The organism is Desulfuromonas versatilis (genome assembly GCF_019704135.1).
Classification (GTDB): Bacteria; Desulfobacterota; Desulfuromonadia; order Desulfuromonadales; family NIT-T3; genus Desulfuromonas_A; species Desulfuromonas_A versatilis.
This window is the reverse complement of record NZ_AP024355.1, coordinates 540,063-564,024: the sequence shown is the minus strand read 5'-3', so window position 1 is coordinate 564,024 and position 23,962 is coordinate 540,063. Positions and strand designations below refer to the sequence as shown.

Sequence of the window (23,962 nt, the reverse complement as noted above, 5' to 3'; positions counted from 1 at the left end):
GTCAGCCCGTCGATCATTTTGACACCTTTGCCGCCGGGAGGGCTTGCCCAACCGAACAGGGCCCGCCCGGGTCCGGCAGCGGCGGCGGTCCCGACAGGGTCCTGTCCCAACTTCACGAAAGGTGCCCCTGCGTTGGCATGCTATTGGCAACAAAAAAGAGCAACCCTGGCAAGGTTGCTCCTTGAAAACCGGCAGCGCAATTCACCCCTTCGGGAAGCTCGTCAACACTCTAAGCCAGCAAATCTCGGGTAAAGCGTGGTGTGCAGGCCCGCCTTGGCAGCGGGAAGCCTGAAGCGACTTTCAGAGACCAAATTTTTTTCAGGGCGAGGCTCCACGGGTGATCTGCCGCTGCGGTTTTTCCAGGAGAATGCCGTACACTCCTCCCTAGCAAACACAAACGCCCCGTCAATGCCGACGGGGCGTTTGTGTTTGCGGCCACGCCTTTTCACCAGACCCCCATCATCCGCAGATGCCGCAAGAGGTTGGTCAGCCCCATCAGCGCCACCATCGCCCCGGCGCCGCGGACCATCCACTGCTGGGCCTTGTTCCTCAGCCACTGGGCGGCCCCGCCCACCGCCAGCAGCGCCGGCGCGGTCCCCAGGCCGAAGGCGAGCATGGTCAGCGCGCCCTTGCCGGGGTCGGCGCTCTGGGCGGCGGTGATGGCCATGGCATAGAGAAAGCCGCAGGGGAGAAAACCGAACAGCAGCCCCAGCGGCAGCGCCGAATAGAGCGGCGGCAGCGCGCGCAGGCCGCGCACCGCCCGGCTCATGGCCCGCATCGGCCCGGGAAACTCCAGGCGCATCAGGTTGAAGCGGGCAAACAGCCCGGCACTGCCCAGGCCGAGCAGAATGATGAACAGGTCGGAGCCGACCAGAATCGCCCGGCTGACCTGACGAAAGGCATCGGTATAGGCGATGGCCGAGCCGAGCCAGCCGACAATCAGTCCGACCAGGGTATAGGTGGCCAGGCGCCCGGTGTTGTAGAGCAGGTGAAACAGCGCTCCGGCCTGGCGCCCCTCGCCGGGCAGCGAGAGCGCCACCACCACCGAGCCGCACATGCCGACGCAGTGCCCGGTGCCGAGCAGGCCGGTCACCAGGGCCATGGAGAAGAGCGGATCGATCATTTGAGCAGCACCTGCTCGATGTCGAACACGAAGCTCTCCTGCCGCCCCTCGGGCCAGCTCGCCGCGAAGCTGGCGCGCCAGGCGCCGGCCATGGTGAAGATCGCCTCGCCGGCGTACCCTTCGGCGGCGGCGGAGACCGCCGGCCGGTTGGCCGGCATGGGCATGGCGGGCATGGTCAGGTCGCAGCTCAGGTTGGCCCCGGTCAGCGGCTGGCCGGCTTCATCCTGCAACAGCAGGCGGAAGGGGACCGGGGTCATGGTGCGCAGCGGCGCCCCCTGTAGCTCGAGAACCGCCAGGCTCCCCCGGTCGCCCCGGGCCTGCAGGCGGGTGAGCCCCTCCTCCCCGGCAGCGGCCGGGCCGCTTAAGAGCAGCACCGCCAGCAGCAGCCCCAGGCCGAGGACGTGTCTAGTTTTTCCTCCCGGAATCCTCATTGCCAACCTCCTTGTCTTCAATGGCACCGGTCCCCTCCTCTTCATCGAGCATGCGGAACTTGGGGCCTTCCACGTCGTCGAACTCCCCCTTTTTCACCGCCCAGACGAAAACCAGCCAGACCCCGGTGCCGAGAAACAGGGAGAGCACGATGAGGATGAATATCGAACTGAGCACGGCTAGCCTTCCTTTCCTTTAAAAGCTCCGGTTCCGGCAAGGCGCAGGGAATTGCCGAGCACGCAGATCGAGCTCAAGGCCATGGCCGCCGCGGCGTGGATCGGCGCCAGCTTGCCCGCCGCCGCCAGGGGCAGGGCGGCCAGGTTGTAGGCGAAGGCCCAGAACAGGTTCTGGCGGATGACCCACAGGGTGCGCCGGCCGATGGCCAGCGCCTCGACCAGCCGCCCCAATTCGGGGCGGGTCAGCACCAGGTCCGAATTCTCCAGGGCGATATCGGTGCCGCCGGCCATGGCGCAGCCGACCTCGGCCGCGCTGAGCGCCGGCGCGTCGTTGATGCCGTCGCCGACCATCACCACGCGCTCGCCGCGCCCCCGGGCGGCGTCGATCCAGGCGGCCTTGTCCTGGGGGCTCATCCCGCCGTGGACCTCTTCCAGCGGCAGGGAGGCGGCCAGCCGCCGGCCGGCCGCCGGGGTATCCCCGGTCAGCAGCGCGCTGCGCAGGCCCAGATTTCTAATTCGCTCAAGCGCCTCCCCGGCATCGGATCGCAGCTGGTCTTCCAGGTGGATCGCCCCCCGGTAGCTCTCGCCAAGCGCGACGTGCACCTCGGTGAGGGCGTGGCCGCCCGGCGCAGCGGCGATTGCCACCCCGGCGCCCTCGAGAAAGGCCCGGCTCCCCACCCGCAGCACCCCTTCGACCAGCGCCAGCTCCACCCCCCGCCCGGGCAGGGTCTTGACCCCGTCGGCCCCGGGGGTCGCAATCCCCCGCCGGCGCGCCTCGGCGACAATCCCCCGAGCGATGGGATGGGCCGCGCCCGCTTCGGCCCGCACCGCGAGGGCGAGCAACTCCTTTTCGCTCCCGAGGTCCGGCAGCACGGCGGTCACCCGCGGCGCCCCCAGGGTCAGGGTGCCGGTCTTGTCGAAGGCCGCCAGAGTCAGGCGGCCGGTGGCTTCGAGCACGTCGCCGCCGCGAAACAGGATCCCCCGCCGCGAGGCGGCGCCGGTGGCGACCAGCACCGCGGTCGGGGTAGCCAGCCCCAGGGCGCAGGGGCAGGCGATCACCAGCACCGCCACCGCCGCCAGCAGCGGCTCGACGGCCGCCTGGGGGCGCAGGCTCCAGTACAGATAAGTGGCGGCGGCCACCGCCATCACCACCGGCACGAAAAAGGCCGAAACCCGGTCGGCGAGCAGCTGCACCGGCGCGCGGCGGGCCTGCGCCTCCTCCACCAGCCGGGCGATGCGGGCCACGTAGGATTCGGCGGCCCCGGCCGTCGCCCGCACGCTGACCGCGGCGCTCAGGTTGAGGGTCCCCCCGGTGACCTGCTGGCCCTCGCGTCGCCAGACCGGCAGCGGCTCGCCGGTCACTGCTGCCTCGTCGGTTTCGGTTTCGCCGCTGTGAATCACCCCGTCCACGGGGAAACGCTCCCCGGGGCGCACCAGCAGCAGCTCACCCACCGCCACGCTGCAGGTGGCCACCTCGAGGGTCTGCTCCCCCCGCAGCACCCGGGCGGTCTCCGGGGCCAGGCGCAGCAGCCGGTCGATCCCCGCCGAGGCGCGGCGGCGGGCGGCGGATTCGAACAGCCGGCCGGCCAGGATCAGGGTCACGATCATGGCCGCGGTGTCGAAGTAGACCTCGCCGCCGGCCACCAGGGCGTAGAGGCTCGAGCCGTAGGCGGCCAGCACCCCGAGGGTGATGAGCAGGTCCATGTTGGGGGCGCGGTTGCGCAGGCTGCGCAGCGCCCCGGCCAGAAACGGCCAGCCGCCGTAGAAAACCACCGGGGTGGTCACCAGGGCGGCGAAGTACTGGATCAGCTCCCGGGCGGCGGCGTCCATCCCCTGGAAATACCCGGCGTAAAGCGCCAGGGAATAGCCCATCAGCTGCATGGAGAGGAAAAACGCCGTGCCGAAGCGCACCAGCAACGAGCGGCGCTCCTGCTCGGCGGCCCGCTGCAGGGCGTCGGGGGTGTAGGGGCGCGGCAGGTAGCCGATGCGCCCGACCGCCCCGTAGAGCTCGGCGGGGGTGACCCGGGCCGGATCGAAGCAGACCCGGGCGCGGTGGGTGCCGTAGTTGACCCGCGCCTGACGGACCCCGTCGAGCCCCTGGAGGATCTTCTCCACCAGCCAGACGCAGGAGGCGCAGCGGATCCCCTCGAGCAGAAAGGAGGTTTCCGCCCCTTCCGGCCCTTCGCTGACGAACCGCGCCAGGTAGTCGGCGTCGAAGCGCGCGGCGTAGGCCTCTTCGGGGATCCCGCCGGGGCCGGCCTGGCGCTTGCGGTAGTAGCTGCCGAGCCCGGCGCCGTGAATGATCAGGAAGGCCCCGCGGCACCCCTGGCAGCAGAAGCGGTGCTCGCTCTCGCCATGCCGGTCGATAACCAGTTCTCCGGCGGGAATGGGCAGGGAGCAGTGATGGCAGTTGTCCAAGTTCAAGGTTCGACGTTCGAAGTTCGGGGTTTGAGGTTCGAGGACCGACGTTTTCAACATCGAACGTCGAACAGCGAACCGCGGCCAGATTTCAGAGATTGAGCTGCAGACGGCGACTGACGCGGGCCCCGTCGCGGCCGAGGCTCATTTCGGCGGGGAACTCGCCGCGCAGGCCACCCGGCAGGGGGGCTCCATACTCCCCGGGCGAGAGTTCGTGGAGCACCAGGCGCGTCTCGCTGCCGGTGCGGACCCGGAAGATCACCACCTCGCCGGCCCCGCCGGCCACCGGCAGCCCGTCGCGGCCGCTCAGCCGCACGCGGATCCAGCCGTCCTGCACGGCGGTCGCCACGCTCCAGCCAAGCCCCTCGGCCGCCTGGCGTTCGAGCAGCGAATCGTTGAACCTGAGCCCGTGGCTGTAGTAGCCGGGATCGGTGACGGCGCTGCCCCGGGTCGAGGCGCGGTAGACCGACCAGGCGGTCAGGGTCAGAAAAAAAGCGCCGAGCAGCAGCAGCCACAGGGGCCAGGGATTGCGTCGCGAAACAGGGTTCATCGGGATCCTTCCTTGGCCGGCAGCAGCTGGGCCTCGCTTCGGGCCACCTCCTGCGCCGCCGGGGTGTTCAACACCATCTGAAACGGCTGCGAACCGCCCCCAAAGACCGGGGCGAGTACCGCGAATTCCACTTTACGACGTTCACCCGGTGCCAGGTCAAGAACGTTCTGGCCGCGCACCTCCAGGGCGAGGCCCGAGGGGAGCCGCGCGGCGAGCCGCAGGCTTTGCGGTTCGGTGCCCCGGTTGCCGACCACCGCGGTGAAGAAGTTGACCAGCTGCCCATCCTCCAGCACCCGGGCCGGGGCCGGGGAACGGCTCAGCTTGAGGCTCGCCGCGGGGCGCATCAGGGTGGCCGTTACCAGCCCCAGGGAGACCGCCAGAAACACCCCGGCCACCAGCAGCATGCGCAGGTTGAGCAGGGCGCCGAGCCCCTTGCCCGAGAGGCCGAAGGTGTAGCGGATGATGCCGCGCTGGCCGCGCCGGGCCATCACCTCGCGGCAGGCGTCGAGGCAGCGGCCGCAGTTGATGCACTCGATCTGGTAGCCGCGGCGGATGTCGATCCCCACCGGGCAGGCGCGCACGCAGGCCCCGCAGCGGATGCAGCGCTCGGCCTCGTCGGGGTGAAAGCGCAGGGTGAGGGTTCCCGGGTCGACCAGCGCTGTCTGGAAGCGGCCGTAGGGGCAGAACTCCCGGCACATCAGCCGGCGCACCAGGGCCAGGTCGAGGTAGACCGCCCCGCCGACTACCGCCAGGGTGCCCCAGGCCCCCGCGCCCAGCTCCCCGGAGAGCAGCCGGGGGAAAAATTCATAGGGCGAGATGAAGTACCAGACCAGGTTGGCGGCGAACAGCAGGGAGACCGCCAGGTAGAAGCCGTGCAGCAGCGGCTGCTGCCAGGCGGCGGGCGCCATCTTTCCGGCCTTGACCTTGACCCCGAGCCGCCGGGCGAACCCCTCGGCCAGGTCGGTCAGGGTGGTCTGCGGGCAGGCCCAGCCGCACCAGGCCCGGCCCAAAGCCAGGGTCACCAGCAGAAACAGCAGCACCAGGGCGATGCCGAGCAGCAGGAACAGGTAGAGTTCCTCCAGCCGAAAGACCGCGCCGAAGGCCTCGAGGGTCAGGCTCGGGATGTCGAGGCGCAGCAGGCTGCGCCCCTCCAGGCGCACGAAGGGCACCACCAGCAGCAGCAGGGTGGTGCCCCATTGAAAGACCCGCCGCCAGGGGCCGAGCAGCCGGGGACGAGACGCGCTCATGCCGCCCGCCCCCGCTGTTCAGCCCGATTTGGAAAATGCTGGCGTCTCATCAGAGGGACTTCAAAAACTCCACCAGGCTCAGCAGCTGGGCTTCGGAGAGCCTGGCGCCGAAGGCCGGCATGCCGCCGGGACGGCCGTTGGCGATGCTCTCGAGGATGGCCGCATCGTCCTTGCCGAACTTGTACTCGCCGGCGCCCAGGTCCGGGCCGATCCCGCCGCGGCCGTCGGCGCCGTGGCAGGCGGCGCAGTTGCCGGCGTAAAGCTCTGCGGCGTCAGGCCCCTCGGCCGCCGCGGCGGCGGGCTCTTCGGCCGCGGGCTCCCCGGCGGCGGGCGCCGGCGCCGCGGCCGACCCCGAGGGCTGCAGGGACAGCACGAAGCCGGTCAGGGCCTCCAGCTGGGTGGCGGAGAGCTGGCTGCCGAAGGCCGGCATCCCTCCCTCGCGCCCCTTGGCGATGCTCAGGTGCACCGCCTCCCGGTCGGCGCCGTAGGCGTAATCCGCACCGTCCAGGGCCGGGCCGATCCCCCCCTCGCCCGCGGCCCCGTGACAGGCGGCACAGTGCTGGGCGAAGAGTTCCTTGCCCTCGTTCAGCAGCTCCTCCTCGCTCATCTGCGGGGCGGCGGCTGCGGCCTGGGGTCCCGAGGGCTTCTGCTCGGCGACCTGCTGCTGGTGGTCGGCCATCTTGGCCGCGAATTCGGCGTCCGAACTCCAGCCGCTCAGCAGGTAGTAGGCGCTGAAGATGGTCCCCCAGAGGATCAGGCCGTAGAACAGCACCGAGAAGTAGGCCGGGGGCCGGTTGGTCCGGTTCTCGGTGATACCGTCGAAGTCGTGGGTCGGGTGCTTGTGTTTATGTTCTTCCAACATGGACATGGAATTACCTCCGAGGAAATTTAATCGTCATCCAGCATACGGTGTTTGGGCTCCTCCAGGTCCTTTTTGCGCTTGCGGTGATAGGTTCGCACGACGATCACCGCGAACAGCGCGAACAGGCCCAGGGTCATGCCCAGGTACAGGATCGAGGCCCAGTCCATCAATGCCTCTTGTGATACTTGACGAAATTGACCAGCTTCCACACCCGGTCGGAGCCGAGGGTAGAGAAGGCCGGCATCCCACCGTCGGGAATCCCGTTGTAGAGCAGTTCATACAGCTCGGCGTCAGCCATGTCCACGTCCTGAAGATCCGGGGCGATGTCGCTCCCCTCGAAGTCGGCGCCGTGGCAGGAGGCACAGTGCTGCCCGTAAAGCCGTCCCCCCTCGTCGAGTACCGAGGAGTCCCCCTGGTAGGGGTTGCTCAGGTCCCCCACCAGGGTGGTGCGGGCGGCCTCGCGCCAGGGGATGTCGCTGCCGAGCTTCTGCAGGTAGGCGACCATGGCGTCCATCTCGGTCTTGCCCTCGAGAGCTGCGATCTGCTCCTCGCTGTAGGGGAAGCCGAGCACCTCCATTTTGCGCCGGGTGTAGCCGGGATCGACCTGGTTCTCGTTCAAGAAGGCGTAGGCCGGCATGTTGGAGCGCGGCACCATGGAGGTCGGCGCGCTCATGTGCTGGTAGTGCCAGGCGTCGGGGTATTTGCCGCCAATGCGGGCCAGGTCGGGCCCGGTGCGCCGCGAGCCCCAGAGAAAGGGGCGGTCATAGACAAACTCGCCCGACTTGGAGTAGTCGCCGTAGCGCAGCACCTCGGCGACCAGCGGGCGCACGGTCTGGGTGTGGCAGTTGTTGCACCCCTCGCGGATGTAGACGTCGCGCCCCTCCTGCTCGAGGGGGGTGTAGGGGGTGACGGTTTCGATGCGGTCGGCCTCGGTGTTGACCCAGGCGAAAGGGAGCACCATGGTGACCAGGGTGCCGACCAGGATGGTGGCGGTGGCCATCAGCAGCAGGAGGACAGGCTTCTTTTCCCACATAATTATTACCCTCCCCTCTCAGGCGCCCACGGCGGCTTTGCCGCCGGCCGGCTTACCCTGGCGCGCAGTCATGAACAGGTTGTAGACGAAGACCGCGACCCCGGCGATGTAGATCAACCCGGAGAAGGCCCGGACCCAGTAATAGGGGTACATCTCGATGAGCGTCTCCATGAAGGAGTAGGCCAGCGACCCGTCGGGGTTCATGCTGTGCCACATGCCCGCCTGCTGCACCCCGGCGATCCACATGCTCACCGAGTAGACCAGCTGGCCGATCAGCACCAGCCAGAAATGCAGGTTGGCCAGGGGAATGCTGTAGAGCTCGCGGCCGTAGATGCGCGGCGCCAGGTAGTAGAAGGCGGCGAACAGCACCAGCGACACCCAGCCGAGGGTCCCCATGTGCACGTGCCCCGGCACCCAGTCGGTGTAGTGGATGAAGGCCGAGAAGGAGCGCACCGCCTGCAGCGGCCCCTGCAGGGTCTGCAGCCCGTAGAAGGTGATGCCGAGGATCAGGAACTTGACCAGGTAGTTCTCGCGCATCTGGTGCCACTGGCCGCCCATGGAGAGGTAGCCGTTGAACACCGAGCCCCAGCTGGGAGCGATCAGCATCACCGAGAAGGCCATGGCCAGGGTCTGCACCCAGTCGGGCACCGGGGTCCACAGCAGGTGGTGGGCGCCGGTCCACAGGTACATGAAGATCAGGCTCCAGAAGGCGACGATGGAGAGCCGGTGGCTGTAGATCGGCACCCCCGTCGACTTGGGCAGGAAGTAGTAAAAGACCGCCAGCGGCGGCGCGGTCAGCACCATGGCCACCGCGTTGTGGCCGAACCACCACTGGACGTTGGCGTCGTTGGTGCCAGCGTAGGCCGAGTAGCTCTTGAACAGCGAGACCGGCACCTCGGCGGCGTTGACCAGGTAGAGCACCGCCACCCCGACGATGGAGGCGAGCATGAACCAGAGCGAGATGTACATCTGCTCTTCCTTGCGCTTGATGATGGTCATGATGATGTTGATGGCGAAGACCACCCAGAGCACCACCACCATGATGTCGATGGGCCACTCCAGTTCGTGGTATTCCTTGGAGGTGGTGTAGCCCAGCGCCAGGGTCACCGCCGCGGCGATGATGGTGGCGTTGAAGAAGTAGAGTTGGAACTTGGCCAGCCCGTCACTCCACAGCGGGGTGCGGCACAGCCGCTGCACCATGTAGTAGAACAGGGCGAAGAAACTGCCGATCCCCCAGCCGAAAATCCCGGCGTTGGTGTGGATCGGCCGCAAGCGGCCGTAGGTCAGATAGGGAGCGATGTTCAGATCGGGATTGACCAGCTGGAAGGAGATCAGAATCCCCACCAGAATGGCCACCACCCCCCAGAGGATGCTCCAGTGCACAAAACTCCGGACGATGGCGGTGTTATACTGCGGCGCCTCCATTGCAGTACCTCCTTGAATGTGGCAGGTTGATGAAAAAAATCCTGAAAAGTGTAATCGAAACCGGGCGATATGCAACCGGCCTATTGGAGATAAAAACGGTCAGAGTTTAAGCCGAAAAAGCCCGGCTGTCAATCCTGAAGGGAAATTTTTTCTACGCGGCGGAGCCTGAGGCTAGCAGGCGGGAGGATTCCCGGGGCACGGGACGCTTCGGCAGGGTGTCGGCCCACTCTTCGGAGACCTGTCTGAATTCGTCGTGCCGGGCGAGGAAGGCATCGACCACCCGCGGATCGAAATGGACGCCGCGCTCCTGACGGATGATTTCCAGGCAGCGGGCGTGAGAGAGAGCGGCCTTGTAATAACGCGGCGAACGCAGCGCATCGTAGACATCGGCCAGGGCCATGATCCGGGCCGCAAGAGGGATCTGCTCCTCCTTCAGGCCATGGGGATAGCCGGTACCGTCCCATTTTTCATGGTGGTAGAGCACCAGGTCGATGGCCAGGGAGAGAAAGGAGCGGGAAGAGAGCTTTTTCTCGGCGCGCCGCAGGATGGCGGCGCCGTTCTCGCAATGTTTCTGGATTTCGCCGAACTCCTCCGGGCTGAGGCTGCCGGGCTTGCGCAGGATGTGGTCGGGAATCCCGACCTTGCCGATGTCGTGCAGCGGGGTCGACTTTACCAGGGCCGAAATGTAGCCCGGCGTCAGCAGCGCCTTGAAATCGGTGCAGCCGCGCAACTCGGCGGCCAGGATCTGCACGTAGCGCGAAGTGCGGTCAAGGTGCAGCCCGGTTTCCAGGTCGCGGATTTCCGCCTGGTGCGCCAGGGCCGAGATGGTCACGTTCTGGGTTTCGAGCAATTCCGCGTTGGCCCATTTCTGCCGGACATGAGCCCGGTAATAGGTCAGAAACAGCAGCGCATAGAGCGTGGCGCCCGCCGCCCCGATCAGCCACCAGGTGGTGCCGACGCTGTGGCCGATCTGCCGGAACAGGGCGTGGTCGGATTCGTACAGCTCCACCACTCCCAGCGGTTCGCCGCCGAATTCCACGGGGATGTAGATCTCCAGAACACTGCCGTGCCCCTGTTCGGAGAGGTTCTCCTCTTTGTTCAGGATCTCGACCTCGGCGACCACCTCGCCCAGCAAAGCGCTTCGGTAATGGTTGTTGTCGTCGAATTTCCGGCCTATCAGCTCGGCGTTGTCGCTCCAGTGGACGACTGCGTCGGCACCCCAGAGTTTGACCCGAAAGACCGTTTCGAGCCTGTGCAGCTCATCGAGAAACCGCTGGACATCCTCCGGCACGGTGGTGCCGGGCGGGGCCAGGAAAAACTGCTTTACCGAGGGATTGTTGCGGGCAATGGCGTTGACCACCAGGGGAAAGATGCGGATATGACTCTGGATGATGTGGTCGGTGATCTGCCGGGAGACCAGGATCCCCAGAGACAGCGAAAAACCCAACACCACGGCAAAGCTGATCAGGGTGTAGCGAATCAGGATGTTGTCGAACCTTTTGCGCACCCGCCCCTCCCTCGGACATGCTCCCATGTCTGACCCACCAAGATGGGTCAGACGCATCGAGATGCAAGATTTAAACCCGAGAGGGGAAAACGCGGGCTACCCCAGGCCAAAGCGCTCCAGAACTTCGGCCGGCGCCTGGTCGAAATGGGAGAATTCCATGGTGAAGGTTCCGCGCCCCTTGGTTGCACTGCGCAGTTCGGTCATATAACCGAACATTTCGGAAAGGGGGACCTTGGCGCGAATCACCTCGACATCGCCACGGGTCTGCATCCCCTCGACCCGGCCGCGCTTCTGCTGCAGCGAACCCAGCACCTTTCCGGCGTAGTCGCCGGGGGCGATCAGCTCCAGGCTCATCACCGGTTCGAGCAGGGTCGGCCCGGCTTCCCGCGCGGCCAGCGCCAGCCCCCGCTGGGCCGCGGCGCGCAGGCCCAGCTCGGTGGTCACCCCCGCGGCAAAGGGGATCTCGGCCACCCGCACCTCGATGTCGGTCAGGGGAAACCCGGCCCGCACCCCCGCCGCGCTGGCCTGCAGCAGGCTCTGGCGCAGGACCTCGAGCAGTTCGGGCGGCAGAGAGGCCGCGCCTGGCTCGGGGAGCAGCAGCTTCAGGCCGCCGCCCCGGGGCAGGGGGCTCAGGCCGAGCAGGACCTCCCCCTCGTGGACCTTGCCGTCGAGATCGCGGTGGAAATGTTCGCGGCGCTCCACCTTGCGGGAAATGGTCTCGCGGTAGACGACCTGGGGGCGGCCGGTCTTGACGTGGACGCCGAACTCCCGCTCCAGGCGCGTGGTGACCACCTCCAGATGCAGTTCCCCCATGCCCGAGAGAATGGTCTGCCCGGTCTCGGGGTCCTCGTGGACCTTGAAGGTGGGGTCTTCCCACTGCAGCTTGTCCAGCGAGGGCAGCAGCTTTTCCCGGTCGTCCACCCCCTTGGGCTCCACGGCCAGGGAGACTACCGGATCGGGGATGGAGAGCCCCGCCAGCAGCAGCGGACGCTCGGGACGGCAGAGGGTGTCGCCGGTCAGGGCCTCCTTGAGGCCGGCCGCCGCGACGATGTCGCCGGCCTGCGCCTCGTCGAGCCGTTCGCGCTTGTGGGCATGCATGCGAAACAGCCGGGCGACCTTCTCCTGGCAGCCCCGCACCGGGTTGTACAAGCTGTCGCCGGCCTTGAGGGTGCCCGAATAGATGCGCAGGTAGGTCAGCTTGCGCCCCTCGTCGGCAAGCACCTTGAAGGCCAGCAGGCACAAGGGGCCCTTGGGGTCGCAGACCAGCTCCTCGGTCTCCCTTTCGGTCTCGGGATGGTGGGCCGGCACCGGCGGCACCTCCAGGGGCGAGGGGAGAAACGCACCGACCGCGTCGAGCAGCGGCTGGATCCCCTTGTTGCGCAGCGCCGCCCCGAACAGCACCGGGAAGATCCGGCACTGCAGGGTGCCCCGGCGCAGGGCCTGTTGCAGGCGCCCGGCCTCCACCGGCCGCCCCTCGAGGAAATCGGCGAGGATGGAATCGTCGAAATCAGCCGCCGCCTCGATCAGTCGCTCCCGGGCCTCAGCCACCGCCTCCCGGTAGGCTTCGGGCACCGCAGCGAGGCTCAGGGTCCGCCCCTGGTCGGCCTCGTCGAACAGCACCGCCTGCTCGGCGAGCAGGTCGATGACCCCGGCGAACTCGCTTTCGACCCCCAGGGGCAGCTGCAGCAGCACCGGCCGGGCCCCGAGCCGCTCGCGGATCTGCTCGAGACAGCGGGGATAGTCGGCGCCGATGCGGTCCATCTTGTTGATCAGGCAGATGCGCGGCACCCGGTAGCGGTCGGCCTGGCGCCAGACCGACTCGCTCTGCGGCTGCACCCCCTCGACGGCGCTGAAGATGGTCACCGCGCCGTCGAGCACCCGCAGCGAGCGCTCGACCTCGATGGTGAAGTCGATATGCCCGGGGGTGTCGATCAGGTTGATCCACAGCTCCCCCCAGCGGCAGGTGGTGCTGGTGGCGGTGATGGTGATCCCCCGCTCCTGCTCCTGGTCCATCCAGTCCATGGTGGCCGAGCCCTCGTGGACCTCGCCCATCTTGTGGATTTCCCCGGCATAGAACAGGATGCGTTCGGAGACGGTGGTTTTGCCGGCGTCGATGTGGGAGATGATGCCGATATTGCGGATGCTCGACAGGGCAGGCTGGTTCATGGTCCCTCGCATTGCATGTAAAATATCGGAATTATATCGGATTACTGCCGGCTGGCAAGCCTGGGGAGGGGAGTTGGGGGGAGCGGGCTCGGCGTCAGCCGTTGAGCCCCTTGCGGATCAGGTAGAGGTCTTCGAGGTTGAGGCCGTTCAGTTCGAAGTACTCGCGCTCGATTTCCTCGACGTAGAAACGGTCGAGGCCGCTGTTGTCGAGAAAATCCTCGCGCAGCGCCACATCCTTTTCGGCGATGACCCGGGGCAGCAGGTTGTGGATGTAGATGGCTTCCTTCTTGATGTTGACCACCACGTCCCGGAACAGCGCGGCAGGGATTTCTCCCTTGAGCAGGCCCTTGTTGTGCAACTCCTCGGCGACCTCGGCCAGCAGCGCCTCCTGCTCGGCCCGGGTGTTGTAACGGCTGTAGAAATGCCGGATGCGCTCTTTGACATGGTCGCGCAGCACTCCGTAGAGCCGGTCCTGTTCGCCCAGGGCCTCCAGTCGCGCCAGCAGGCCCTGCAGGGTCAACAGGCTCTCCTCGATCTCGCCGAGGCCCTGCTGCAGGCAGAGAATTTTCTTGCGGCCGAAGGCGCCAAGGTATTTGTTTTCCAGAATCCCGGTAAAAAACATCCGGTTGAACAGCCCCTGATCGAGCTCGTCGAAGGCGCGCTTGTTGCCCAACAGGCTGCGCAGCATCTTTTCGGAGAAATGAACATGCTCCATGAAGGCCAGCTGGTTGATCACCGACGAGGTGTTGTCGAAGCGGTCGAAGTAGGTGAGGATATAGGAGAAATTCTCCAGCAGGGCCATGTCGCCGCCGGCGTAGATCTTTTCGTCGCAGGCCTTGCCCGTTTCCAGCAGGATCTGCTCGAAGGTGTGGTCGCGGTTTTCGCTGGCCCGCTGCTTGGCAGCCAGCAGCCGGATCATGTCCTCCCGGTCGATGCTGGCGTCGATCTGCCGCTCCTGCAGGAAAATCCCCTCCAGCACCTGCCGGGTCTCCGAGATGTAGTCCTGCTCCTCGAGGTCGATGAGCTTGTCGTGCTTGAGCATCTTGTCGAGGGTGTAGAACAGGGCGGCGGGGATCTTGTTGCGCACCGAGAGGGTCTTCAGGCGGGTCAGGCGGGCATTCTCCAGCTGGCTGATGCGCCCCTTGCGATAGCAGTCGATCAGGATGCTCTTGTACTCATCGACGATGCGCCGGTTGTCCGGGTGCTTGTACATGACGTCGATGCGAATCCGCTCCTGCTGGTACTTGTCGATGCCCAGATCCTCGGCGAGCTGCTGCAGACAGGCGAAATTCTCGTCGGAAACGGACTTTTCGGCAAAGTAGAGCTGTTGGAAGGCATCATGGTAGACACGGTGCTTTTTGTGCACCAGCCGCACCAGGTAGAGCGCGCTGCGGTGCCCGAGCAGGGCGAACAGCTCGTCGATCAGCGCGCTGTCATCCAGGGCGCCGACGGCGGCGCTGCGCTTGAGCAGCCGCCCCAGCAGCCGCAGCAGCTCCTCCTGTTGCTCGTGCAGCGCTCCGGCCACCGACCCGGAGAGGAAGAAGAAATAGTTGCAGATGGCGTTGCCGTCGAAAAAAACCTGATCGTAGGCCAGGCTGCCATCGGTGTGATCGCTGAAATACAGGCTGAAGTTCTCCTGGTAGACCCCGCCGTATAACACCAGCCGGTTGCGTACCTCGGCCTTGGCAAGGTCGGCCAGAGGCTGGTCCACCCCGAACATGTATTCGCAGAAGCTGCCGCCGTTGCCGCGGTGGCCGATCCCCTTGGGCCCGAGAACGAACTCGTTGCCGGGGGAAAATATGCGCAGGGAATCGCCTGCCACCTCGTAGAAATAGCTGCGATAGGCGTCTCTGGCCGCCGCTGAGACGAAATATTCGACAGTGTCGTTGAGATGGCCGTGGAGGCGGATTTCCTGGTGCATCGGGATCGGCTCCGGGGAGGAGGATTGAGTGGCTACCATAACCCGTCAGCGTCTACGGTATCAAGCGTCATTCATCTCCGGCGGCGAAATCGAAACTCAGCCGCTGCCCGTCGTGGGCCAGTTCGACCCCCTCGGGCAGCAGCGGGGAGTGGCGTGCATAGTCCACATCGTGGCTCAGGTGGGTCAGCAGAGTGCGGCGGGCGCCGATATTCGCGGCCGCTTCGATGGCCTGGGCGATGCTGAAGTGACTTTGGTGGGGCTTGAAGCGCAGGCCGTCGACCACCAGGGTGTCGATTCCGCCAAGGCGCGCCTGGCTCTCGGCGGGGATGGCGCTGCAGTCGGTGAGATAGGCAAAGGGGCCGACCCGGTAGCCGAGGGAGCGGCCGGGGCCGTGCACCAGGGGAAGCGGTTCGATCCGCAGCCCGAACAGCTCGAAAGGCCCGTCCACCACCTGGGGCGCCAGCCTGGGACGATATCCGGCATCGGGATCGTCATCGAAGATGTAGCTGAAGTTTCGGCGAATGGTCCCGATGGTCTCGGCCGAGCCGAAAATCGGCATCAGCTCACCCGAGGAGCGGTTGAAGGAGCGCAGGTCGTCGATGCCATGCACGTGATCGGCGTGGCTGTGGGTGAAGAGCACCGCGTCCACGTGGTCCACCTCCTCGCGCAGAGCCTGCTGGCGCAGATCGGTGGCGGTGTCGATGAGGACGTTGCGTTCACCGACCGAGATCAGGACGCTGCAGCGGGTACGCTGGTTGCGCGGGTCTTGCGAACGGCAGACCGGGCAGCGGCAGCCGATGACCGGCACCCCGGTGCTGGTCCCCGAGCCCAGGATGGTGACCTTCAGGTTGCGCCGGTTCATGCCTTGAAGGCGCCGACCTCGTTTTCCAGGGTGCCGGTCTGCTCGGCGAGCAGTTCCACCACCTGGTCGAGTTCGGCGGTGCGCGCCACGTTGTTCTCGGCGATGCTGCGCACGCTGGAGACTGCCTCCACCACCTGCCGGCTCCGCAGGGCCTGCTCGCGGCTGGCGGCATCGATGCGTTCGATCATGTCGCGGATGTTCTCCATACTGAGGTTGATCTGCCGGCTGCCGTTGGTCTGCTCGCCGGTGCTCAGGTTCACCCGTGAAGCGATATCCTTCATAAACTCCGCAGCCTTGGCCAGCTGCTGGGTCCCCTCGCTCTGCTGGTTGACGGCCGTGGCGATCTGGTTGAGCATGGCCGCCACCTGGTTGATCGACTGGGTGATCTGCTGACTGCCGCGAGCCTGCTCCTGGGTGGCCCGCACGATGCTGCGCACCTGCTCGGTGGCGGTCAGAGTGCTGTTGCGGATCTGGTCCAGGGCGCTGCCGGCGATCCGCGAGCGGTCAACCTCCTTGTGCACGCGTTCGCTGGCGCTGCCCATGGCCTTGACCGCCCCCCGGGTGCCATCCTGCAGCCGGGTGATGATCGCCGCGATTTCTCGGGTGCTGACCGCGGTGCGATCGGCCAGCTCGCGGATCTCGTCGGCCACCACCGCGAAGCCGCGCCCGTGCTCGCCGGCCTGGGCGGCGATGATGGCGGCATTGAGCGCCAGCAGGCTGGTCTGGTCGGCCACCTCGTCGATGACGGTGAGGATCTTGCCGATGGCGCTCGACTGGGCCCCTAGGTCCTGAATGACGGTGGTCGCGCCGTCGACGATCTCGCGCACCGCACAGATCCCCTGGATGGTTTCATCCACCGCCTCCTTGCCCGACTGGGCATCGCGGGCCGCAGCCTCGGAAAGGGCGCTGGTGCGCCCGGCGTTCTCCTCGATCTCCTTGATGGCGGCGTCCATCTCGGTGATGGAGGAGGCGGTGATTTCCGTGGAGGAGGAGAGCGCCTCGATATTGTCGGTCACCTGCTGGGAAGCCACCGACATCTGGGTGATGGAACTGGAAACCTCCTCGACCGTGGCGAAGAGCTTCTCCATCTGGTCGGCGATCTCTTCGATGGTGGAGCCCAGCTCCAGGGTGGCCGACGAGCTCCCCTCGGCGGCATCCAGCAGCTGGCTGGTGCTTTCGGCGACGCCGGCCAGGGTCTGGTCGATCCCCTGGATCGCCTGGTGGCTCTCCTCGAGCGCCTGGGACTGGCGCAGGGCCCCCATGTTGACCTCGCTGGAGGAGAGACGGATCTTTTCGGCGGCCTGGGCCAGATCCGAGCGCACCACCTTGATGCGCCGCACGGTCTCGGCCAACCGCCCGAGAAACCGGTTGAAGCTCTCGGCCAGTTCGCCGACTTCGTCCCGCGAGCGGACCTTGAGCGCCCGGGTGAGGTCGGCCTCGCCCTCGGCGATCTCCTTGAGGTTCTTCACCACCTCGGTCAGCGGCCGGACCACCCCGCGGGAGATGGCCACCCCGATCAGCACCGCCAGGGTCCCGACACCGAGGAGGATGGTCAGCAGCACCGCCCGCAGGTTACGCCGGGCCTCGACCAGTTCGGAGCGATCGTAGGCAATGATGAGCCCCTCGTCCCGGCCGCCGAAGGGGATATTGTAAAGGCTGTAGGGGGTCTTGCCGAGCTGCTGGGTCCAGCTCTCCCGCCCCTGGATCTGGGCGAGGGAAAGCTCCGTCAGTTCGGCATCGCTGGTGGTGATTTCTCCTTCGGGATTGTAGAAGGCCACGGCCGTGCCCCCCAGCTGCCGCAGGTGCTCGGCGATATCGTCGAGGAAAATCGCCCCGAGCAGGTAACCGATGACCTTCTGGTGGTAGCTGATCGGTGAAACCGCGACGATGGCCGCCCGCCCGTCGAAGCTGCCCAGACCGCTGGCGTCGGTGCCGGCCAAGGCCGCCTGGATCACCGGGTGCTCCTTGCCGGTGGTGGGCTGGAGGTCCCGGTGGCCCTCGCGCAGGGTCCTGCGCAGCACGTGCCCCTCGGGGTTGAGAACCTGGATCAGGTCGATGTGGAAGATCTCCTGGGCATCCTCCACGGCGGTCTTGAGATTGAGCATCTCCTCGGGATTTTCCGAGAAGTAGATGGAGTTGCTCAAATCGCTGTCCAGGCTGGAGAGGCGGATGTAGTTGGAGACCTCCCGCTGGGCGGCGTCGATGCGCTCCTTGACGAAGCGCACCGTCTCGTCGGCCCGCAACTGCATGCCCTGCTCCATCTGCTCGTCGGTAAATGCGGAGAGCAGAATCAGCGCGGCGGCGAGCGGCAGAACCGAAAGGCCGATCAGGGCCACGAGTATCTTCGAGCGCAGCTTCAGTGATGAAAACATCGGCGAATCCTTTTTATTCGACTCAGGGATGATCAGCAGCGGCGGACGGAGTCCCGATGCCGTAAAACCGCCGCTCCATTATGGCCTGCCCCTCGGGGCTCTGAACAAATTCGATGAAATCCAGCAACGTCCCCCGGGGCGGGCCCAGGGTCACCAACTGCAGCGGCTTGACCAGCGGGTACTTGCCTTGGGTCACCGTTGCCGAGCCGAGGGACTGCCCGTCGATCTTCAGGATCTTGACCCGGGGCCCATCGACCATGCTGCTGCTGAGGATGGTGATCGCCAGGGGGAATTGGGAAACCTGCAGGTCGCCATCCTCGACCAGGCCCGTGGTCAGTTGAAACGGTCCGAGGCTCTCCCCCCGCAGAACCTCCTCCTCCACCGCGGCACGCATCCCCGAGCCCTCGGGGTTGACCACCAGCAAAATTGGCAGATCGGGCCCGCCGACCTCGCTCCAGCGGGCAATTCGCCCGCTGAAAATTCCCACCAGCTGCTGGAGGCTCAGTGCCTCCAGCGGATTGGTTTCGTGCACCACCACGGCCAACGGATCCCAGCCGACCAGCGTCTCCACCAGCCCCGCGGCTCTCTCGGCCGGGGTAAGAAACCGCCCGGCTCCCGCCACGTCCGCCTCGCCGGCCCGCAAGGCCAGCAGGCCGGGGTCGGTGTTGCCCCCCACAATGGTGAAGCCGACCCCGGTTCGGGCCTCGAAGGCCCAGGCGGCCTTGGGCATGAAGTCGCGCTTGAGGGTGGTGGCACCGGCATAGCGCAGCCGGGTCGGCCCAGCGGCATGCACCGTGGCGCCGGCCAAGGCCAGTCCCAGGCACAATCCCGCAATCCATCTGACCAGCAATCCCTTCCCCCTTCTCTCCTGGCGGCTCAGCGGCCGACGGCCCTCGCCAGGGAAAGTACCACTTTCCTCCGGCTGCTTGCAACAGCCTGCCGGATCTGGCGCTTCTCCCCAACGAGCTCCCGCCGGGACAATCGTTGTCTCCTCGGGTGTCGGGGGGTATTATTTAATCATCGTGCCCACCAAGGAGCGTTTTCCGTGACCCAGCAGTCCCCCAACATCCCCAAGCTGTTCATCAGCACCTTCACCGTGGACTACGCGGCCCCCTTCCGGCGCCACCTCAATCGCCTCGAGGTGGAGATCGGTAAGGAGGACTATCGCCACCTGAAGAGGATTGAACTGCTTGATTCGCCTCCAGAGGACGCCCAGTTCGCCGGCATGGAGGAGATCACCGAGCGGCTGCTGAAAACCACCCAGAACAATTACAACCGCGAATTGCTCCTGCGCCTGGGTATCCGGGTCTACCTCGATCCGCTCACCTATGCCGTCTATTATCGGTTGGCCGACCGCAGCCTGCGTTTTTCGGCAAAATGGCGACAGAAAGTGTTGAGCAGTTTCTTCGGCACCCTGCCCACAGGGGACACCGGCTGGACCCAGGCCGGCTCGCGCCTGCCGGGGTTCGAGGCTCGCTTTGTCGCCGATGGCGCCGGCGGGGTGCTGCTGTTGCGGCAAGACCATCTCCGGGAGTCGGACCTGCCCCTGCTCACCGCGACCCACGGCCCTTACGACCCGCACACCCTGGATGTCGCCCTGTTCTTTCTACGCTGCGGCAAAGGGAGCGCCGCCGTGGTGAACCTCGGCTTTTCGGGACGAGAGCCGCTCACCGACACCAACCTGGAGAAACTCCGCAACTGGGGAGTTCCCCTGAACCCCAGCAACATAGATGTCATCTACCCCTATGTCGATGCCGGTGGACACCCCTACTGCTACAAGCTCGAGGAGGGACTGCGCCGCTACGTCGAATTGCTCGAACTCGCCCCCCCGCCGCTGATCATCGACATTCACGGCTGCGTCGGGACCCGGGAGAACGACCGCCGCCTGGTGGTGGGACTCGGTGGCTTCCCCCCCTATCCGCAGCCTGAGAAACTGGGGCAGTTCGAGGAACACGGCGAGCTCCTCCACCTGGCCCCCGCGCCCCGGCTTCGCCAGGGGCTGGCGCTGCTGCGGGAGCTCTCGGAGGAGATCTTCGTCCAGCTCTGCACGGCGCCGCACCACGGCCTGCAATTTTTAATGCTGGGCGGGCTGCAGCTCATGGGGCGCGCCTTCGATCCACGAGCCGAGGCCAAAAGCCTGCTCGAGGGCGAAGAGCGCACCTATCTGCCCGAGGAGAACGTCCGCTGGCTCCCGGGCGCCGGTGGCAATGCCATCCAGCGCATCGAAGCCCGCAAGCTTCGGCCCGATGTCATCTGCCTGCACGTGGAAATCCCCACCAGCGTCCGCCGGCGGATCGCCCTGAAACTGCGGGAGATGGAAATCACGTCCTCCCTGGACAGCAGTTCTTTGTAAAGGCAGGCGAACCGGGCCGGCCCCTCCCTGTTTTGCATACCCTGGGCCAAAAAAACAAAAAGGGACAACAAAATCTGTCATCCCCTTTACTGCAAAAGGCTAATGTCAAGGCTGAAGCGGTGTCGGGGTTTCAGCGGCGCCGGCAGCGGGCAATGAGCTGCGCGGCCGCCACCAGGCTCACATAGCCCAGAAACGGCATCAGCACGTAGTCAGCCGGTCCCTGGGTCAGCCGGGGGGCGGCCAGCAGCGGCGTGGTACTGCAGAGCAGTTGGACGCCGACCAGGGCGGCGAGGACGGTCTTGCGCATGAAAGGAACTCCTTTCTTCCGGAAGCTACCGCCGGAGCGGTTTATGCAAAATGGTATTAATTACCACAAGCATCAAACATGCCAACCTCCGCCCCTCCCTGCCGTGGCGGGCCTGCCGCAGCGCCGGCCCTCTGCCCCCCTCATGCCACCGGCTCGGGGTCCCAAAATGACGCAAAATAGCCGGCTACCCCTGGGTAAAAAAACCACAGAAAAACAAGCTCGCCCACCACTTCATGGGCCCGAACCCGAACCCGCCCCCGCCACGGCGAACCGAGGGGCCTCGATCGACTCGCCCCGGCACATCGGGCATTTGCCGGGACGCGTCAGACGCTCCCGCTTGGCGAAGCGGAACCCACAACCGCGACACTGGGCCGGTACAACCTCCAGGCGCTGCCCCCGCTGCTGGAGGGAGCGGCGCAGGTGCTCCAAGTGAGGGCCGACCTCTTTTTCCGGAATGCCCAGGGTCTGAGATAGTTCATGGGCGTTCAGGGCTTCTTCGGTCAGCAACTCGAGCAGGCGACGCCTCAGGGTTCGGGTCTCGGGGCGGGGGATCCTCTCAACCGGGTGTTTCACCATGGGCTCAAACTCCGGGGTGCAAGGCAATGCTATACTGAAGCATCGACAGGGCTGAAAACTGCCGAGGGGATTCGGGGAGGATGCATGGCGGCGGATACGGGTCTGAACGTGGTAACGGGAGCCTACAGTTTCACCGGAAGATATATCGCCCGCCGCCTGCTGGCCGACGGGTTCAAAGTCAAAACCCTGACAGGCCATCCCGTGACGGAGTCCCCCTTTTCGAACGACATCCCTGCGGCCCCCTTCAACTTCGACGACCCCGCAGCGCTGGCCGCCAGCCTCGAGGGCGCGGAAGTTCTTTACAACACCTATTGGATCCGCCTGGAATACGGCGAAATGACCTTCGCCCAGGCGGTGGCCAACACCCGCAGCCTGGTCCGTGCGGCCCGCGAGGTATCGGTACGACACATCGTCCACCTCAGCGCGGCCAATGCCAGCCCCGATTCCCCACACCCCTATTTCCAGGCCAAGGCCCAGGCCGAGCAGGCCGTCCTCGAATCGGGAATTCCCTGCGCCATTCTCCGGCCGACCATCCTGTTCGGCAGGGAGGCCCCTTTTTTCAACAACCTCGCCTGGATGCTGCGCAAACTTCCGTTCTTCGCCCTGCCCGGCGACGGCAGCTACCCCCTGCAGCCGGTTTACGTCGACGATATCGCCGAGCTTGCGGTGCGCGCCGGACACAGGCGCCAGAGCGTTGAGCTGGTGGCTGGTGGGCCCGAAACCTTCAGCTTCGAGCAGATGGTGCGGCTGGTCGCCCGCCGCATCGGCAGCCGCTCACGCCTGGTGCACATGCCCCCCACGCGCATCCTGCGGCTCGGTGGGCTGGTCGGGGGCCTGGTGGAGGATGTGCCGGTGACCCGCAGGGAAATCGACGTCCTGGTTTCGGGCCTGCTGGCCACCGACGCCCCGGCAGCCGGGCACACACTATTCACGGTATGGCTGGAGCAGAATGCCGACACCCTGGGCATCTGCTACCAGTCCGAGCTTGCCCGCCATTACCGCTGAGCGGCCGCCGGTCCGCCCGATCCCGAAGACGCCGGGAGATTGCCAGCTCGCCACAACCATGTAAACTAGTTTACACCTGAGCTCATCCCCCGCCCATGGCGGGCTTGCCACGACAGGAAGAAAATCCGATGCCGAGCACCGATTTCAACCGACTGGTTCAGCAGGGAATCGCCGCCATCCGCCAGGGCAACACCCTGATGGCGCTGGTCCACTTTGAAAACGCGGCCCACCAGCGCGACACCCCGGTGGTCCGCTCCTACCTGGCCTACTGCCTGGCCAGGGAGCGCCGCCAACTGCAGAAGGCGGTCCACATGTGCATGACGGCCCTGCAGGAGGAGCCCGGCAACTCCATCCACACCCTGAACCTGGGCCGCATCTATCTGATTGCGGGCCAGAAGGCCCGAGCGATAAACGCCTTTCGGCGCGGCATCAAACTGGAGCGCAACCAGGAGATCATCGAGGAACTCAAGGCGCTGGGGGTACGCAAATCGCCGCCGCTGAAAGCCCTTGACCGCGACCATCCGCTGAACAAGTACCTCGGCATTCTCTCCAAGAGATTCGGCTTTCGCTGAGCTTTCCCCCACCACAGAAAAAGGGCCGGCGCGTCGTCCCACGCGCCGGCCCTCGATGCCCTTCCGGGTCCGCCCTTCAGTAGGGTCGTCGGCTCTTGCCCGGCTTGTACTCGCCGCTGAAGGGGGTCATCTCGATCAGGATGTTTTCCACGAAGCCTCCCGGGACGACCTCCACCGGCGCCGGCTCCTCGCCGCCGAGCCGGCCGTAGAGTTCGCCGGGTCTGGGCATGTCCCAGGCATGCAGCCGCCCGGCCAGGTAATACACACCACCCTTGGGCAGGAAGATGGTGAAGTTGCCCTGCTGGTCGGAGAGCGTGGAGGCGAAATCGGGCAGCCGGCGCACGTCGCTGTCGGTGTAGGCCACGGCGAAACTTCCCGGGACCGGCTTGCCCGCGGCATCCACCAGGCGCCCGCGGATTCCGGTTTCAGTGCGCTTGTCGACCACCGATTTCTGGAAGAACATGGGCGCCTTCATCGGCACCACCTGCAGGTCCACCAACGCCAGCGTCCCTTCCTCCACCGTGGTTATCACCCGCTGGTGCTCGGAATAGTAGTCCCCCTGAGCCAGCGGCCCGGCGGCCTGGCCGCTCATCCGCTTGCGAGCGACCACGTAATAGGTGCCTGGGGGAACTTCGAGGTTGTAGCGCCCCTCGGCATCGGTGGGGCTGGAAATGTACTGGGAGGGGCCGAGCAGGTTGGAGACGGCGTCGGGGTAGATGTTGACATAGGCCTCGGCGAGCGGCGCCCCGGAGTCCTTGTGGACCACCTGGCCGGTGATCCCGGTCTTGCCCTGGCCGTCGACATAACGGGAAACCCGCAGGTCACCTGAAGTGGCAGTTTCGGAAGCCCGCTCCGCAAGGGGCAGGCAGGCCGGAAGATTGAAGACGATCAGCAACAGCAGCAGACCCTTCCACCAGCTAGCGCGGTTCATGGACACCTCCTGTAGGTTCTCATCTAAACGGGTTCATCCCATCTTTCCCCAGGTACCTGCTCCCGGGCCTTCATCAGTCTACCCAAGGCCCCTGGAAAGTCAAAGCCGCAATTGAAAAACCATCAGT

At 66.0% G+C, this 23,962-nt stretch carries 22 protein-coding genes; 3 read left to right on the top strand and 19 right to left on the bottom strand.

Going from position 1 to position 23,962, the window contains the following annotated elements; all coding sequences use genetic code 11:
- Positions 1-445: 445 nt before the first annotated feature.
- The 16 genes from DESUT3_RS02480 to DESUT3_RS02405 form a co-directional block, all read right to left on the bottom strand.
- Positions 446-1,123, bottom strand: a complete 678-nt coding sequence (locus tag DESUT3_RS02480; RefSeq protein ID WP_221250892.1) for a sulfite exporter TauE/SafE family protein — start codon at positions 1,121-1,123, stop codon at positions 446-448.
- Positions 1,120-1,554 carry a FixH family protein gene (locus tag DESUT3_RS02475; protein ID WP_221250891.1) on the bottom strand — a complete coding sequence of 145 codons (435 nt, stop codon included), beginning with the start codon at positions 1,552-1,554 and terminating at the stop codon, positions 1,120-1,122. The genes DESUT3_RS02480 and DESUT3_RS02475 overlap by 4 nt, the downstream gene beginning before the upstream one ends.
- On the bottom strand, positions 1,529-1,729 hold the full coding sequence (gene ccoS, locus DESUT3_RS02470; RefSeq protein ID WP_221250890.1) for a cbb3-type cytochrome oxidase assembly protein CcoS: 201 nt from the start codon (positions 1,727-1,729) through the stop codon (positions 1,529-1,531). Before ccoS ends, DESUT3_RS02475 begins: the two co-directional genes overlap by 26 nt.
- A 2-nt stretch (positions 1,730-1,731) precedes the next feature.
- Positions 1,732-4,152: a heavy metal translocating P-type ATPase gene (locus tag DESUT3_RS02465; RefSeq protein ID WP_225911603.1), complete on the bottom strand. Its 2,421-nt coding sequence runs from the start codon at positions 4,150-4,152 to the stop codon at positions 1,732-1,734.
- A gap of 85 nt (positions 4,153-4,237) precedes the next feature.
- On the bottom strand, positions 4,238-4,696 hold the full coding sequence (locus tag DESUT3_RS02460) for a FixH family protein (RefSeq protein WP_221250888.1): 459 nt from the start codon (positions 4,694-4,696) through the stop codon (positions 4,238-4,240).
- Complete coding sequence (locus DESUT3_RS02455) at positions 4,693-5,943, bottom strand: 4Fe-4S dicluster domain-containing protein (RefSeq protein ID WP_221250887.1); 1,251 nt, start codon at positions 5,941-5,943, stop codon at positions 4,693-4,695. Before DESUT3_RS02455 ends, DESUT3_RS02460 begins: the two co-directional genes overlap by 4 nt.
- A 49-nt stretch (positions 5,944-5,992) precedes the next feature.
- Positions 5,993-6,811: a c-type cytochrome gene (locus DESUT3_RS02450; protein WP_221250886.1), complete on the bottom strand. Its 819-nt coding sequence runs from the start codon at positions 6,809-6,811 to the stop codon at positions 5,993-5,995.
- Between the two features lie 20 nt (positions 6,812-6,831).
- A complete protein-coding gene (locus tag DESUT3_RS02445; RefSeq protein ID WP_221250885.1) occupies positions 6,832-6,972 on the bottom strand; it encodes a CcoQ/FixQ family Cbb3-type cytochrome c oxidase assembly chaperone in 141 nt (46 codons plus the stop codon).
- Positions 6,972-7,838 (bottom strand): cytochrome-c oxidase, cbb3-type subunit II, encoded by an 867-nt coding sequence (ccoO, locus tag DESUT3_RS02440; protein WP_221250884.1) that lies wholly within the window; start codon positions 7,836-7,838, stop codon positions 6,972-6,974. Before ccoO ends, DESUT3_RS02445 begins: the two co-directional genes overlap by 1 nt.
- 18 nt (positions 7,839-7,856) lie before the next feature.
- Positions 7,857-9,263 (bottom strand): cbb3-type cytochrome c oxidase subunit I, encoded by a 1,407-nt coding sequence (locus DESUT3_RS02435; RefSeq protein ID WP_221250883.1) that lies wholly within the window; start codon positions 9,261-9,263, stop codon positions 7,857-7,859.
- Between the two features lie 151 nt (positions 9,264-9,414).
- The gene (locus DESUT3_RS02430) at positions 9,415-10,770 is read right to left on the bottom strand and encodes an HD-GYP domain-containing protein (RefSeq protein WP_221250882.1); all 1,356 of its coding nucleotides are present in this window, start codon (positions 10,768-10,770) and stop codon (positions 9,415-9,417) included.
- A 96-nt stretch (positions 10,771-10,866) separates the two neighbouring features.
- Complete coding sequence (gene fusA / locus DESUT3_RS02425; RefSeq protein WP_221250881.1) at positions 10,867-12,936, bottom strand: elongation factor G; 2,070 nt, start codon at positions 12,934-12,936, stop codon at positions 10,867-10,869.
- Positions 12,937-13,030: 94 nt separating this feature from the next.
- A complete protein-coding gene (locus tag DESUT3_RS02420) occupies positions 13,031-14,857 on the bottom strand; it encodes a TIGR04442 family protein (protein ID WP_221250880.1) in 1,827 nt (608 codons plus the stop codon).
- 67 nt (positions 14,858-14,924) lie between these two features.
- Positions 14,925-15,719, bottom strand: coding sequence for a GPMC system MBL fold metallohydrolase (locus DESUT3_RS02415; protein WP_225911602.1), 795 nt, complete (start codon positions 15,717-15,719; stop codon positions 14,925-14,927).
- Complete coding sequence (locus tag DESUT3_RS02410) at positions 15,716-18,091, bottom strand: methyl-accepting chemotaxis protein (protein WP_221250879.1); 2,376 nt, start codon at positions 18,089-18,091, stop codon at positions 15,716-15,718. The genes DESUT3_RS02415 and DESUT3_RS02410 overlap by 4 nt, the downstream gene beginning before the upstream one ends.
- Positions 18,092-18,113: 22 nt before the next feature.
- Entirely contained in the window at positions 18,114-18,941 is an 828-nt protein-coding gene (locus DESUT3_RS02405; RefSeq protein WP_221250878.1) for a phosphate ABC transporter substrate-binding protein, read from the bottom strand.
- Positions 18,942-19,136: 195 nt separating this feature from the next.
- On the opposite strand from DESUT3_RS02405, the gene DESUT3_RS02400 reads away from it, so the two are divergent.
- Positions 19,137-20,444 (top strand): hypothetical protein, encoded by a 1,308-nt coding sequence (locus DESUT3_RS02400; RefSeq protein WP_221250877.1) that lies wholly within the window; start codon positions 19,137-19,139, stop codon positions 20,442-20,444.
- A gap of 130 nt (positions 20,445-20,574) precedes the next feature.
- Here DESUT3_RS02400 and DESUT3_RS02395 read toward each other — a convergent pair whose 3' ends face one another.
- Entirely contained in the window at positions 20,575-20,751 is a 177-nt protein-coding gene (locus tag DESUT3_RS02395; protein WP_221250876.1) for a hypothetical protein, read from the bottom strand.
- 231 nt (positions 20,752-20,982) lie between these two features.
- A complete protein-coding gene (locus DESUT3_RS02390; RefSeq protein WP_221250875.1) occupies positions 20,983-21,327 on the bottom strand; it encodes a transcriptional regulator in 345 nt (114 codons plus the stop codon).
- Between the two features lie 84 nt (positions 21,328-21,411).
- On the opposite strand from DESUT3_RS02390, the gene DESUT3_RS02385 reads away from it, so the two are divergent.
- Entirely contained in the window at positions 21,412-22,332 is a 921-nt protein-coding gene (locus DESUT3_RS02385) for an SDR family oxidoreductase (protein ID WP_221250874.1), read from the top strand.
- Positions 22,333-22,460: 128 nt separating this feature from the next.
- Positions 22,461-22,904: a hypothetical protein gene (locus DESUT3_RS02380; RefSeq protein WP_221250873.1), complete on the top strand. Its 444-nt coding sequence runs from the start codon at positions 22,461-22,463 to the stop codon at positions 22,902-22,904.
- Positions 22,905-22,980: 76 nt separating this feature from the next.
- On the opposite strand, the gene DESUT3_RS02375 is transcribed toward DESUT3_RS02380, so the two are convergent.
- Positions 22,981-23,835: a carboxypeptidase-like regulatory domain-containing protein gene (locus tag DESUT3_RS02375; protein ID WP_221250872.1), complete on the bottom strand. Its 855-nt coding sequence runs from the start codon at positions 23,833-23,835 to the stop codon at positions 22,981-22,983.
- Between the last annotated feature and the right edge of the window lie 127 nt (positions 23,836-23,962).

Excerpts from the sequence above, each read along its gene's own strand:
- DESUT3_RS02475 (WP_221250891.1), bottom strand. The coding sequence starts at position 1,554 with ATGAGGATTCCGGGAGGAAAAACTAGACACGTCCTCGGCCTGGGGCTG.
- DESUT3_RS02375 (WP_221250872.1), bottom strand. The coding sequence starts at position 23,835 with ATGAACCGCGCTAGCTGGTGGAAGGGTCTGCTGCTGTTGCTGATCGTC.
- DESUT3_RS02455 (WP_221250887.1), bottom strand. The coding sequence starts at position 5,943 with ATGAGCGCGTCTCGTCCCCGGCTGCTCGGCCCCTGGCGGCGGGTCTTT.
- DESUT3_RS02460 (WP_221250888.1), bottom strand. The coding sequence starts at position 4,696 with ATGAACCCTGTTTCGCGACGCAATCCCTGGCCCCTGTGGCTGCTGCTG.
- fusA (WP_221250881.1), bottom strand. The coding sequence starts at position 12,936 with ATGAACCAGCCTGCCCTGTCGAGCATCCGCAATATCGGCATCATCTCC.
- DESUT3_RS02385 (WP_221250874.1), top strand. The coding sequence starts at position 21,412 with ATGGCGGCGGATACGGGTCTGAACGTGGTAACGGGAGCCTACAGTTTC.
- DESUT3_RS02435 (WP_221250883.1), bottom strand. The coding sequence starts at position 9,263 with ATGGAGGCGCCGCAGTATAACACCGCCATCGTCCGGAGTTTTGTGCAC.
- DESUT3_RS02450 (WP_221250886.1), bottom strand. The coding sequence starts at position 6,811 with ATGTCCATGTTGGAAGAACATAAACACAAGCACCCGACCCACGACTTC.
- DESUT3_RS02445 (WP_221250885.1), bottom strand. The coding sequence starts at position 6,972 with ATGGACTGGGCCTCGATCCTGTACCTGGGCATGACCCTGGGCCTGTTC.
- DESUT3_RS02410 (WP_221250879.1), bottom strand. The coding sequence starts at position 18,091 with ATGTTTTCATCACTGAAGCTGCGCTCGAAGATACTCGTGGCCCTGATC.
- ccoO (WP_221250884.1), bottom strand. The coding sequence starts at position 7,838 with ATGTGGGAAAAGAAGCCTGTCCTCCTGCTGCTGATGGCCACCGCCACC.
- DESUT3_RS02480 (WP_221250892.1), bottom strand. The coding sequence starts at position 1,123 with ATGATCGATCCGCTCTTCTCCATGGCCCTGGTGACCGGCCTGCTCGGC.
- DESUT3_RS02420 (WP_221250880.1), bottom strand. The coding sequence starts at position 14,857 with ATGCACCAGGAAATCCGCCTCCACGGCCATCTCAACGACACTGTCGAA.
- DESUT3_RS02395 (WP_221250876.1), bottom strand. The coding sequence starts at position 20,751 with ATGCGCAAGACCGTCCTCGCCGCCCTGGTCGGCGTCCAACTGCTCTGC.
- DESUT3_RS02380 (WP_221250873.1), top strand. The coding sequence starts at position 22,461 with ATGCCGAGCACCGATTTCAACCGACTGGTTCAGCAGGGAATCGCCGCC.
- DESUT3_RS02390 (WP_221250875.1), bottom strand. The coding sequence starts at position 21,327 with ATGGTGAAACACCCGGTTGAGAGGATCCCCCGCCCCGAGACCCGAACC.
- DESUT3_RS02415 (WP_225911602.1), bottom strand. The coding sequence starts at position 15,719 with ATGAACCGGCGCAACCTGAAGGTCACCATCCTGGGCTCGGGGACCAGC.